Genomic DNA, 11,683 nt, shown 5'->3' with positions numbered 1-11,683 from the left:
TCATCTCTCCAGGCATTAAATGCATCGAGATCAGCCGTCCCGGCCTCCAGACGTGTATGCCAGAGAGCCGCCGCATCTTCGATACGGTCTTGCTCTGATGTGGTGTCCTCAGTCACGAACAGGCGCATCCTTTACGGCCTCGCAAACGCCCGAAGCCGATGCACACGGTACACGAAAATACATGCGGTAATCTACTCGGATGCGCGGCTTTTGTTAGGGAAGATCGGGGGCTTTGAGGGTGCCGAGGGCTCCTCATTATAGGGCTCACCAAGGCGCTTCCCGATTAGGTTCATGCCCTTGGCGAGATGCTTCTCAACCATGCTGACACTGATGCCCATTTCCTTCGCAATGTCGGGGGGAGACATCTCCTTTAAGCGCCTCAGCTTGACCACCTGACGGCATCTTGGGGGCAAGTCTTCGATAGCCTGAAGAACGATGTGACGGCGTTGCCCCGCCGAAAGCAGGTCAAAGGCCGTGGGCTCATCCGAGACCTGATCGATGGCTTCAAAGTTCGCCACCAGGTCAATCGGTACGATGCGGTCGCGTTGAAGTTTGCTCCAGAAACGGAAATGAAGAACCTGCTTTACATAGGCGCGCGGAAACTCAACCTTCCGCCAGTTGTCGTCGCGAACGAGATAAAGGTACGCGTCCTGAAGCATCTCGCGCGCCGTCTCGCGGTTGCGCGTCAGACGGATGGCGATGTTCATAAAGAAGCCTTCATGCGGGAACAGGTTCGTGGCGAACCAGCGGTCGATTTCCCGACTCCAGGGCTTCGAATTATCCGGCCCCGGCGGCTTCGATCCAAAGCCCATATAGAAGTAACGCTCGGGCACGCCTAAGGCTTCGGTGCAACGCATCAGCTCGTCAGAACCGATACGTTTTTTGCCCTCTTCGATAGCAACGAGGTCTGCCACCGGCATCTCAAGGAACCCGGCCAGCCACTCTTCGGACATTTGCAGAAAGAGCCGTCGGGCGCGGATGCGCTCGCCTACATGGGTATCAACGGCATTGAGCTCAATCGTCATCTTGAAACCCCCAAGGCTCCAATTGGCGGTACGTCCCCGCCTAAGGAAGCCTCCTCGATCCTGGAGATCGGGGAGTTGGAAAACCGGCAGTGCACGGTCCCTGTGACCTTTAGCCGGGGCCTGTTGCATACGCCACAGGCTCCCCGACCACATAAGGGTCAAGGAGGTGCGTCGGAATGGCCGACGTCAACCAACACTACGGGGTTTCCACGCCCCAGCACTGCACGTACAGCGCCATCAGGGATTCTATACGAGACAGCTTCAGATTGCTACTAAGATTGTCACAATCCTCATCATTCCGGCGCATATCGCCGCTCTTTATTCGCGAGGTCGCCGCCAAGCAACTATTACACGTCAGAAAATCAAGAAGCGAATGCGATCATGTGTTCAAGAAAAGCGAAACTCCCCTGACTGTACTAATCCCGGAAAAAGAATTATAAACAACGACCATTGAAGTTAAACGGGAACTGTCTCCAAATACTCTGTTAAGCATTTTGGTAGAACAGCCAAACTAGTAAAAGTGCGAATAGAGTCTGTACGTGGATCAAACGTCATCTTCGCCTTAGTTGAAAATATCACGGGGGCTTTGGAACCGCGATCGTGTTTTAAAGCCTCGAGAAAAGCGACGAAGGCCGTCAACAAGAACTTACCCCGCCAATCCGCGAGCGGGTCAAGCGCTTGGAACTCTACGGCAAGAGAGTTCACATCAGCTTTGTCGAGCGGAGCTTTTTTCCCCATACGTCTAACTACATCATCGTCGCTTAGAGAGAATTTTACCTCATGGAAATTCGCGGAAATCGCCGGGGTGATTGTGCTATCATGTGCATGCGTCTCAACATCCTTCCTCCGAGCATAAAAAGCGCAGAGATTCGCAAAACTCAAATGATGAGTGTAAGAACTAATGAAGGATTGAAAATTCGCTTGAATGGTAGCGATATCTTTCGCAGCATTAATGTCGTTACATCTAAACTCACAAACAAGAAGAGATTTTAAAACTTCTTCCGATACAAGTAGATTTTCGAATGAGTATGTTGGAGTCATCCATATTTTTTCACTTGGTACATGCCCTCGCATTCCATCAAAGTCTTTATCGATAAAACACCAGAAATCATCCAAGCTGATTTCTTTGCTATGACTGATTATATCATGGAGCTTAAGAACGTTTCCCTTACCGTTGCAATTATACGTTGCCACTCTTTCTCTGGCGAGAGGCTTAAGCCTGCATAGGCACGCATCGAAAAATGTAACATCGTCATTTCCTTCGACTAAGAAAATGAAAGGCTGACCACAGCCGCCCTTAAACTGCAACAACCTTAGAAAAAGCGCTTCGTCGGAATTGCTTGCATCGGATATAGCTTGAGTTCTCGACATTTTAGATGCTGGTCTGGCTTTTGTTGTAACGCGTTACCTTCAGATCCCCAGCATACGGCCGCAGATCATTTTTAAATATAAATGGCGAATGCGTGATAGCGATAAGTTGACGACAGCTTTTCGCCTTGACAATATCGGGCAAAAACTTCATCTGCCACTCCATTGACAGCGAAAGCTCAGGTTCATCTATCAAAACTATAGCATTTTGCTCAGGCTCCAAATACAATCTCGCAAATATACTAATAATTTGCTTTTCTCCAGAAGAAAGCGCCTCCAATGGAAGCTTTCTACCAGTGTATGTATTTACCACCTTAGCTTCCGCTGAAGCTTTATCGAACATGAATGACTTTTCATTTATATCATCACGCCAATACGAGTTGATAACTTCAATAAATTCCTCAATTGCAGATTCTCTATCTTGCGTAGACGCGTATGTCTGCATCAGCTGATCTAAAAAGCTCTTTAGATAGATATTATCTTCAGAGTTAATATCACCGGTCGATATTAAACTCTCCATTCTCTTTCGAGTCTTTTCATCATTACGCCCAAGTCGCCCAAGAACGACTTGCAGAGACTCAATATTTATAGGATTTGAATCTTCAATGTTCCTGCGGTAGTTACCGAACACCAAATCATCAAGTGTTCTTGCGTTAATTTGCGAAAAGGCCCTTACAGTGGTGCGTCGAATATCTTCCGCCATTTCTGATAGCCGACTTTCGACATCCTGTAGCCCGAAATGAATTAGCTGCGTTGGCTGTCCAGTTCGCCGATAGGGAGGAGAGCGACGGCCACCACCTTGCTTAATCCTGTACTCCGGAAGCAACGCCTCAATTCTACGGTAAGTCGGGAGGTACAGCACAGAGTGCCCTTCCAAACTTTCTTGAACTTCGTTAATAAATTTAACGAAATTATCCCGCTTCTTTTTAACTGCCGCGACAGACGATCGTGTGCCGAGCGATTGTAGACTATTCTTAAGATAGCTAGTTGGAAATCTATGCTGTCCCCATTCTTTGGCAAAGTATTTTGTATTCTCAATTGCAGATTCATCCGCTTCTACAGTTGCTAAAACCAACTCCTCAGCCTCAGTCTTGGTCGGCGGTGACATCTCCATCCTTTGCCAGAGGTCTAGCTCCATCCACTCTTTGTACATTTCGTCTGTGATTGGCGAGAATTCACTACGTTTATGGCTCCAATATCGGCCAGAAATAGTGAGGTTCAACTCTTCAAACTCAGCTGACAGAAAAACTCTGTAGTCACCTATCAAAATAGAATACAGAGTATTTAATAGGGTCGTCTTACCGGCCCCATTTTCCGCGACCAGTATTTTAACTGAATGATTAGCGAATAAATCAATATCCTTGTAACCATTCGCAAGCTTCAGTGAGAATTGTTGAATGATGGATTCTGAAATTGACAATTCCAATAGCTGATCAGACATATCGTTTCCTCATGCGCGGGGCAAATACTACGCGAAATTCTACGTCAGCCCAGCCTGACGTAATTCTCGCAGGAAACAGATTCGCCCCTCCGAAGAAACGCTACCACGCCTGCGCAATGCGACACAACGCTGAGTTTATACGCGCGAATGCGCCTTAACCGGTATCACGCGCACGCGGGATTTATTGCGCGACCAAGATTGTCGAATATCGTACCAGCCTAATATGGGGACCGAAACGACCAAGACCATCATTTACTCGATCATAGCGGCAAGCATTTCCGCTGTGGCAACTCTACTGTTGATTGGCGACAACCATAAGGATTTGGACTGGGAAACACTGCTTGCAGCGCTGGTAGCATTGGCCGCCGCTGTTGGTGCGTCCAAACCAAACAGCATATAAGGATTGGGGGCTCATTTTGGTGGCTCCATTTGGCAATTGAGTACTTCAAAAAATTACATCAAAGACGTATTCAGACGATTCGTATCAGCTAAGCCGCGTAGATTGGAACGATCTCCGCGCCATCGCGCAGTCTATCGAGATAGTCGGACCACCATTGTGCCATTCGCACTCGTTCGTCCCAATGCGCGCCTCGATGGTAAATCGCCCTCACTCGGTCTCCACCTTTGTGAGCAAGAGCGCGCTCAATAGCATCCGGCGACCAGAGGCCAGATTCATTCAGTAGCGTACTGGCCGTACTTCGGAAGCCGTGCGCGGTCATTTCGTCACCACTATACCCCAGACGCCGAAGCGCAACATTGATGGTGTTCTCGCTCATGGGCCGAAGCCAAGTGCGGATGGACGGGAACACATAGCTTCCGCCGTTCGCCAAAGCCTTCGCATCAGAGAGAATTTCCAACGCTTGCCGAGATAGCGGCACAACGTGCTCATTGCGCATTTTCATCTTCTCAGGAGGTATGCGCCAAATCTTCGCTTCAAAATCGACCTCCGTCCATTCCATGTGACGCAACTCGCCGGGTCTGACGAAAAGATGCGGCGTGAGCTTCAACGCAAGCGTCGTCGTCATGTATTTGTCGAAAGTCTCCACTGCCCTGAGCAATTCACCGAGGGCCTGAGGGTCCACAATTGCAGCCATATGTTTGGTTTTAGGCTTTACCAACGCCTCGCTGATGTCGGCTGCGGGGTTGACCTTCGCGCGCCCTGTTACGATGGCATACCGGAAGACCCGCGCCGCAAACGCCCTGAGCCGGTTCGCGGTCTCATAAATGCCCCTGCGCTCAAACTTCTTTAGGGCATTGAGGATTTCATAGGGTTCAATCTCCGAAACCGGGCGATGCCCCAGATCAGGCTCAAGCTGCTTTATGCAACGGTCGTTTCGAACCTTCGTTGCATTGGCCACACCCTCGCGCTCAAGCTTCTCACAAAGCTCCTGCGCTACAACTTTAAACGTGTTGCTGGCCTGTATAGCAGCGGCGACAGCCTTGCGCTTTTTGTCCAGGGAAGGGTCAATGCCTTCAGCAAGAAGTTCCCTCGCCTCGTCCCGTCGTTTCCGCGCGTCTTTAAGACCGACGACAGGATACTGCCCGATGGCCAGCAACCGCTCTTGCCCGGAGAAGCGATATTTCAATCGCCAGAGCTTTCCGCCGGAAGTCGTCACTAGCAGAAACATGCCCTCGCCGTCGGAGAGCTTGTAGGGTTTGGCCTTTGGCCTCGCCGAACGAATTGCGGAGTCTGTGAGCGCCATTTGGGGGTATCGCAAAATTGGAGTTTGCCGCGTACCCCCAGAAATACCCCCAATTTGCCCGGATAACGGCGGACAGGAGCGGATGATCTCGGATGAGCACTCCGATAACATACCATATTTTAAGGATTTTTTCAACTTCGCCGGACGCTGGCGGAAGGAGGAATGGTGGGTGAGCACGGACTCGAACCGTGGACCCGCTGATTAAGAGTCAGCTGCTCTACCAACTGAGCTACACACCCACTTTTCACCGCTTTCAAGGTGGGGCTGTTGGCAAGCCCCGGCGTTGAGGGGCGGAACATACGAATTTTTTCCGCCCTTGCAAGCGCTAATTTTGCTTTTTGCGCACAAAGCCTGTGGACGGTCGCAAACCGTCCCCCTCACCTCGTCGCTCAGGCGGCGGCGATGGCTTCGCCCACCACCTGCATGAAGGTCTGCGGTTCAAAGGGTTTGGGGATGAAGCCCGTCATGCCCGCCTCGAAGCAGCGGCGGCGGTCGGAATCGCGCACATGGGCCGTCATGGCCACCACTGGCGTGGCCGGCAGGGCGCGCTGCGTTTCCATCTGGCGGATGCGGCGCGTGCTTTCAAAGCCGTCCATGCCGGGCATCTGTACGTCCATCAGGATCAGGTCATAGGCGCGCATTTCGGCGCGGCGCAGGGCTTCGGTGCCGGTGCGCGCTACATCGTAATTGAGCCCCATCTGATCGAGCAGCGTAGAGACCACCACGATGTTCGGCTCATAGTCTTCGACGATCAGCACCTGACGCCGACCCTCAGAGAGCGGTTTTGCGGCCTCAAGGGTCTGCGGACGGGCAGGATCGTGCGTCAACGGTAGTTCGGCGCTGAAGATGGCCCCCTGCCCCGGTGTGCTGGCGGCGCTCAGCGTGCCCCCCATCTGTTCGGCCAGGGCGCGGGCAATCGACAGGCCCAGACCCGTGCCGCCATAGCGCCGCGTCATCGAGGCATCGGCCTGCGTAAACTTTTCAAAGATGGTGTCCAGCTTGTCCGGGGGGATGCCGACGCCGGTATCCATCACCTCAAAGCGCACGCGCGCTGCCGGCTTCGGTGTGCACCACCGATAGGCGCAGGTCGATGCGGCCGATATCGGTGAATTTGACGGCATTGGCCAGCAGGTTGCTCAGTATCTGCTGCACCCTCAGCGGATCGCTGCGGTAATATTCGCGCAGCTGAGGGCCGTAGGCCACGCCAAAGCCGACCCCCTTTTCCGCAGCGTGGACGCGCGGCGCGGCCACCGTCTGTTCGATCAGTTCGGGCAGGTTGAAGTCGCGCGTCTCCAGCTCGATGGCTCCGGCCTCGATCTTGGACACATCCAGCAGGTTGTTGATCAGGTGCAGCAGGTTTTCGCCGCTCTGTTTCAGCACACGGACATAGATCTGCTCGCGCTCGGAGAGGTTGGGCGACAGGCTGAGGATATGGGCCAGACCGATGACGGCGTTCATCGGCGTGCGCAGTTCGTGGCTCATATTGGCCATGAATTCGTCGCGGCGGCGGCTGGCTTCGGCCAGTTGCGCCTCGATGGCCTTCTGGCGCGTGATGTCACGGGCAATCTTTGAGGCACCGATGATGCGCCCGGCCTCATCGCGCACCGGCGAGACGGTCAGCGAAATGTCGATCAGGGCCCCGGACTTGGTGCGGCGCACGGTTTCAAAGTGTTCGACCCGCTGACCGCTGCGCACCTTGCCGATGATGACGTATTCCTCATCGTGCATGTCGGGCGGAATGATCAGGGTGATGTGCTGCCCGACCGCTTCGGCCGCCGTATAGCCGAAAATACGCTCGGCTCCGGCATTCCAGGTGGTGATGATACCGTCGAGCGTCTTGGAGACGATGGCATCGTCCGACGAGGCGACAATCGCCGCCAGCAATGCGCTCTGGTGTTGCGCCTCAGAGAGGGTGTCGTCCGTCAAAACCGAGGCTCCGGAGGTGGGTCGGCCAGTGTCCATTGGAGCGTTTTCCGTACGGGAATCTGCAAATCGCGGCGATGCTAACCCTAAAGCCTGTAACCGGACAATACGATCTTGGGGCGGGTAGCGCTTTATGGCTTTTTCATGCGTTGCGGCAAAAGCGGCGCAACCTTCTTACATCCGCACTGATACGGTCCTGAGCCATCACAGTTCCGTTATCACATTGGAAAGACTGATGTTTTCTAAGAAAGCCTTTACCGCCGCCACGCTGGCCGGCGTGCTCATCCTGCCGCTGGCCGCCTGCGGATCGCCGCAGGAAAACGCCGCCGAAGAGGCCGCGGAGAGCGCGTCTGAAAGCTCGTCGAGCGTCTTTGACAGCGCCTCTTCCAGCGCTTCGGAGAATATCGACTTTGCGGGTCGCGCCACCGTCGCCGGTGTGTTTGAAATCGAGTCGAGCAAGCTGGCGATCGAGCGCACCAAGAAGGCCGATCTGAAGGCCTTTGCGCAAAAGATGGTGACCGACCACACCAAGGCCGCCACTGAGCTGAAGGCCGCCATCACGGCTGCCGGGCTGACGCCGCCGGCCGAAGGGCTCGATTCCGAGCATCAGGACATGCTGAACGACCTGAAGAACGCCTCGGCTGAGGATTTCGACGCCAAATATATCGACGCCCAGCAAAAGGCGCACGACAAGACGATCGACCTGTTCGAAAAGGAAGCCAAGGACGGTCAGGCCGGTCCGGTCAAGGATTTTGCGGCCAAGACCCTGCCGACGCTTAAAATGCACAAGGCCGACATCGAAAAGCTCGACGAAAAGTATTGATCCGGTCCCGCGCGATAACGCGAACGCCGCCCCTCACCGGGCGGCGTTTGGCGTATCCTTATCCGGCATAGGGGCGGGTCCTCTCACCCCAGCACCCGCGCGGCCTTGGCACCGGCTTTCGCGTGCGCCTCGGCGGCCTTCTGGTCCCCTTCTTCGCGCGCTTTCTTGGCCAGCGCCTCATAGTGCGTCTGAAGCGCGGCCAGTTCGGTCTCGCTCATATTCTCCATGTCGATATAGGCCGTATTGGCCTTTGACACCGCACGGATCAGCTCATCCAGCTTGAGTTGCATGATGCGGGCGTCACGGTTTTGCGTGTTCTGAATCAGGAAGACCATCAGGAAGGTGGCAATGGTTGTGCCCGTATTGATCACCAGTTGCCAGGTGTCCGAGAAACCGAACACAGGCCCGGTAAGTATCCACACCCCCACCACTGCGACCGCCAGCCCGAAGGCCCAGGGGCTGCCCGCTGCGATGGCGGTGGCGTGCGCGAAACGGACGAACCCGCTCTTTTTGTGTGGCTTTTCAGCATTATGCGACATGATTTCCCGGCCTATTGTGACAGCAGGCAGGGTGCGGCGCGGGGCATAAGGATGCAATCAGAGCCTTCGGCTGCTCTATTGAGACGCCTCAGATCACATACATATCGACATATTCATGCACCGCCGTGGCCTCCAGCGCCTGCTGATCGAGGCTGAGGTCGAAAATGGCCTGCTGCTGCTTTTTGGGGAAGCGGCGGTTGAGATTGGTGCGGAACTTGGCCTCCAGCAGCGGGATGCCTTCCTTGCGGCGGCGTTTGTGGCCGATCGGATATTCGACCACGATCTCCTCCCACACCGTGCCGTCGTTGAGCGTGACGGTCACCGCATTGGCGATCGAGCGCTTGTCCGGGTCGTGATAGTCCCTGGTGAACTGCGGGTCTTCGGTGCAGAAGATCTTGTCGCGCAGGGCGTCAATCCGCGCATCCTGCGCCACCTCGTCCTCGTAATCCGCCGCCGTCAGACGCCCGAACAGGATCGGCACGGCCATCATGTACTGGATGCAGTGGTCGCGGTCGGCCGGGTTGTGCAGCGGCCCTTTCTTGTCGATGATACGCACGCAGGCCTCATGGGTGCGCACGTCGATGCGCGCGATGTCGTCCGGCGACAGTCCTTTGGCCCGCAGTTCCTGATGCACGCGCATAGCCGCTTCGACGGCGGTTTGCGAATGGAACTCCGCCGGATAGCTGATCTTGAACAACACGTGCTCCATCACATAGCTGCCGTAGGGGCGCTGGAAGCTGAACGGCTTGCCCTTGAAGGAGACGTCGTAGAAGCCCCACACCGGCGCGGTCAGGGCCGAGGGGTAGCCCATCTCACCCTTCTGCACCATAAGGGCCAGTCGCACGGCGCGGCTGGTGGCGTCGCCCGCCGCCCAGGACTTGCGCGAGCCGGTATTGGGGGCGTGGCGATAGGTGCGCAAGCTCTGCCCATCGACAAAGGCCAGCGACACGGCGTCGATGATCTCCTCGCGCGTCAGGCCCAGCATCCCGGCCACCACCGCCGTCGAGGCGACCTTGACGAGGATGACGTGGTCGAGGCCGACGCGGTTGAAGCTGTTGTCCAGCGCCAGCACGCCCTGAATCTCATGCGCCTTGATCATGGCGGTGAGCACGTCACGCATGGTCAGTGGTGCCTTGCCCGCCGCGACGCGATTGCGCGATATCCAGTCGGCAACCGCCAGAATACCGCCCAGATTATCCGACGGGTGCCCCCATTCGGCCGCCAGCCAGGTGTCGTTGAAATCGAGCCAGCGGATCATCGCGCCGATATTGAAGGCCGCCTGTACGGGATCGAGCTGGAACGGGGTGCCCGGCACCTTGGCACCATTGGGCACGGTGGTGCCCGGCACGATAGGCCCCAGAAGCTTGGTGCAGGCGGGATAGTCCAGCGCCTCAAGCCCGCAGCCCAGCGTGTCGATCAGGCAGTTGCGCGCCGTCTCATAGGCGAGGTCGGAGTGGATTTTATAGTTCAGCACGTAGTCGGCGATATCGACAAACACGCTGTCGGGTTCAGGGCGGATATTGGGGATATGTGTGGACATGGATGTTTCCTACATCCTCCCCTGCACAGCGGGGGAGGTGGCATCTGAGCAAGGCGAAGATGACGGAGGGGACAGGCCCCACCCACCGCTTCGCGGTCCCCCCTCCCTGCTTCGCAGGGAGGGATAATGATTATTGACGCTCTTCGATCCTGACGAAGGCGCGGTCTTCGGGGCCGGTATAGTTGGCGCTGGGGCGGATGATCTTGCCGTCGATGCGTTGCTCAATCACGTGGGCTGACCAGCCAGCGGTACGCGCTATGGCAAACAGCGGCGTGAACATGGCCGTCGGCACGCCCATGCGGTGATAGGAGACGGCGGAGAACCAGTCGAGATTGGGGAACATCTTCTTGACCTCCCACATCACGCGCTCCAAGCGCTCGGCAATGGCGTACATTTTCAGCGAACTCTGCTCGACGCTGAGGTCGTGGGCGACCTGTTTGATCACCACATTGCGCGGGTCGGAGACCGTATAGACCGGGTGGCCAAAGCCGATCACCACTTCCTTGCGTTCGACACGGGCGCGGATATCGGCCTCGGCCTCGTCCGGCGTCGCGTAACGCTTCTGGATCTCAAAGGCCACCTCATTGGCCCCGCCGTGCTTGGGTCCGCGCAGCGCGCCAATGGCTCCAGCAATGCACGAATACATGTCCGAGCCCGTCCCGGCGATCACCCGCCCGGCAAAGGTCGAGGCGTTGAATTCATGCTCGGCATAGAGGATCAGCGAAATATGCATGGCCTTCACCCAGCTTTCGCGCGGTTTTTCGCCGTGCAGCAGGTGCAGGAAGTGCCCGCCGATGGAGTCGTCGTCCGTCTCGACCTCGATACGCTTGCCATTGTGGCTGTAGTGATACCAGTAGAGCAGCATCGACCCCAGAGACGCCATCAGTTTGTCGGCAATGTCGCGGGCCGAGGGCGCATTGTGGTCGTCCTTTTCCGGCGCGAGGCAGCCCAGCAGGGAGACGCCGGTGCGCATCACATCCATCGGATGCGCCGACGGCGGTATCTGCTCCAGCACCGACTTCAGGCTGACCGGCAGGCCGCGCAGGGCGCGCAGCTTGCTCTTATAGGCCGTCAGCTCCGAAACGGTCGGCAGGCTGCCGTGCACCAGCAGGTACGCCACCTCCTCGAACTCGCACGTCTGGGCCAGGTCGAGAATGTCATAGCCGCGATAGGCCAGATCATTCCCCGTGCGCCCCACCGTACACAGGGCCGTATTGCCCGCCGCCATACCCGACAGGGCGACCGACTTCTTGGGCTTGAAGGCGGTTGTCGCCTCCCCTTTGGGCAGTTCACTGACGGCATTCATGGCCGCTCCCTCCGC

At 56.2% G+C, this 11,683-nt stretch carries 10 protein-coding genes and 1 tRNA gene; 1 reads left to right on the top strand and 10 read right to left on the bottom strand.

The window, feature by feature from the left end; all coding sequences use genetic code 11:
- Nucleotides 1-191: 191 nt before the first annotated feature.
- The 7 genes from Q0072_RS21665 to Q0072_RS21635 form a co-directional block, all read right to left on the bottom strand.
- On the bottom strand, nt 192-1,154 hold the full coding sequence (locus Q0072_RS21665; protein ID WP_298334051.1) for a sigma-70 family RNA polymerase sigma factor: 963 nt from the start codon (nt 1,152-1,154) through the stop codon (nt 192-194).
- A gap of 327 nt (nt 1,155-1,481) precedes the next feature.
- Nucleotides 1,482-2,396 (bottom strand): DUF4435 domain-containing protein, encoded by a 915-nt coding sequence (locus Q0072_RS21660; protein ID WP_298334048.1) that lies wholly within the window; start codon nt 2,394-2,396, stop codon nt 1,482-1,484.
- Between the two features lies 1 nt (nt 2,397).
- The gene (locus Q0072_RS21655) at nt 2,398-3,834 is read right to left on the bottom strand and encodes an AAA family ATPase (RefSeq protein WP_298334045.1); all 1,437 of its coding nucleotides are present in this window, start codon (nt 3,832-3,834) and stop codon (nt 2,398-2,400) included.
- A 488-nt stretch (nt 3,835-4,322) separates the two neighbouring features.
- Nucleotides 4,323-5,537 (bottom strand): integrase arm-type DNA-binding domain-containing protein, encoded by a 1,215-nt coding sequence (locus Q0072_RS21650; protein WP_298334042.1) that lies wholly within the window; start codon nt 5,535-5,537, stop codon nt 4,323-4,325.
- A 163-nt stretch (nt 5,538-5,700) separates the two neighbouring features.
- Nucleotides 5,701-5,776: transfer RNA gene (locus Q0072_RS21645), tRNA-Lys, on the bottom strand.
- Nucleotides 5,777-5,926: 150 nt separating this feature from the next.
- Nucleotides 5,927-6,583, bottom strand: coding sequence for a response regulator (locus Q0072_RS21640; protein WP_298334040.1), 657 nt, complete (start codon nt 6,581-6,583; stop codon nt 5,927-5,929).
- Complete coding sequence (locus Q0072_RS21635; protein ID WP_298334038.1) at nt 6,573-7,463, bottom strand: PAS domain-containing hybrid sensor histidine kinase/response regulator; 891 nt, start codon at nt 7,461-7,463, stop codon at nt 6,573-6,575. Before Q0072_RS21635 ends, Q0072_RS21640 begins: the two co-directional genes overlap by 11 nt.
- Nucleotides 7,464-7,695: 232 nt before the next feature.
- Between Q0072_RS21635 and Q0072_RS21630 the strand changes: the two genes are divergently transcribed.
- A complete protein-coding gene (locus Q0072_RS21630; protein WP_298334037.1) occupies nt 7,696-8,283 on the top strand; it encodes a DUF4142 domain-containing protein in 588 nt (195 codons plus the stop codon).
- A gap of 83 nt (nt 8,284-8,366) precedes the next feature.
- On the opposite strand, the gene Q0072_RS21625 is transcribed toward Q0072_RS21630, so the two are convergent.
- The 3 genes from Q0072_RS21625 to prpC form a co-directional block, all read right to left on the bottom strand.
- Nucleotides 8,367-8,822 (bottom strand): low affinity iron permease family protein, encoded by a 456-nt coding sequence (locus tag Q0072_RS21625; RefSeq protein ID WP_298334036.1) that lies wholly within the window; start codon nt 8,820-8,822, stop codon nt 8,367-8,369.
- Between the two features lie 88 nt (nt 8,823-8,910).
- On the bottom strand, nt 8,911-10,362 hold the full coding sequence (locus tag Q0072_RS21620) for a bifunctional 2-methylcitrate dehydratase/aconitate hydratase (protein WP_298334034.1): 1,452 nt from the start codon (nt 10,360-10,362) through the stop codon (nt 8,911-8,913).
- A gap of 130 nt (nt 10,363-10,492) precedes the next feature.
- Complete coding sequence (prpC, locus tag Q0072_RS21615) at nt 10,493-11,668, bottom strand: 2-methylcitrate synthase (RefSeq protein WP_298334032.1); 1,176 nt, start codon at nt 11,666-11,668, stop codon at nt 10,493-10,495.
- Nucleotides 11,669-11,683 lie beyond the last annotated feature (15 nt).

This window comes from Asticcacaulis sp. (assembly GCF_027484505.1).
Taxonomy (GTDB): domain Bacteria; phylum Pseudomonadota; class Alphaproteobacteria; order Caulobacterales; family Caulobacteraceae; genus Asticcacaulis.
The sequence above is the reverse complement of the archived record's forward strand: the minus strand, read 5'-3'. Positions and strand labels throughout refer to the sequence as shown.